At 41.5% G+C, this 779-nt stretch carries 1 pseudogene; it reads right to left on the reverse strand.

What is annotated here, in order from left to right:
- Positions 1–483 precede the first annotated feature (483 nt).
- Positions 484–779: pseudogene (locus R7Q09_RS25075) on the reverse strand (SgrR family transcriptional regulator); the annotation flags it as partial.

Consider the following 779-nt stretch of genomic DNA (forward strand, 5'->3'; position numbering starts at 1 on the left):
GCGATCATTAATTACATCTACTAGTTCATGGTCGATTAACTCGTACAGCATATTTAACCCTATCAACAGTTCGTCATCTGATGGGTTAATTATCAATAACAGAGTCCCAACCGCGCAACCGAGCTACTTTTGCGCTTCGAATCACACTTTAAAGCCTGTCAATTTGTTTAAATGGACAGTGCTCAAAAATTTCACACGTAAAAAATCTACAAATTTTATTTGAGCAACAAGTCAATAGACGAATTTTGAATAAAATCACTTTCTCGACAATATTCTTAAAGTTACATTATTTAAATCAGATCACATTAGACCTATTGACTCGATATAATTCGTGATTAATTTCAAAGTTCATTTCGAGCTATTTCTTGATGGCTCGCACTCAAACGTAGATAAACATCACATTTGTTGGCTCGAAGAAATAAAAACGTCACTGGCTTTCACCAAATTGCAGACACAAAAAAACCGCCATTCAGGCGGTTTTGATCAGTCCGCAGACCAAACGGATCGAATGTCTGGCCATCCCCAGTTTGTGAGTGCGACATCTTCCAAGATCCCTTGAAAACGTAGCGTCTGAGTATGGTGGAACATCGGTGCAATCCAATATTCACTAATCAATGTGGACGCGATCGGCTCTAACGCGCTCAGGTAATCTTCAAGCGGTGAGAATGCACGGACATTTTCCATTTGAGCATCCAACCACGCCGCATTCTGCGCCCCGCAGGGGTGGTAAAGCACAGCATTGCTAGAAAAGTCGCTAAACGCAGACGCACGACGGCTAT

The organism is Vibrio sp. 2130-1 (assembly GCF_033339515.1).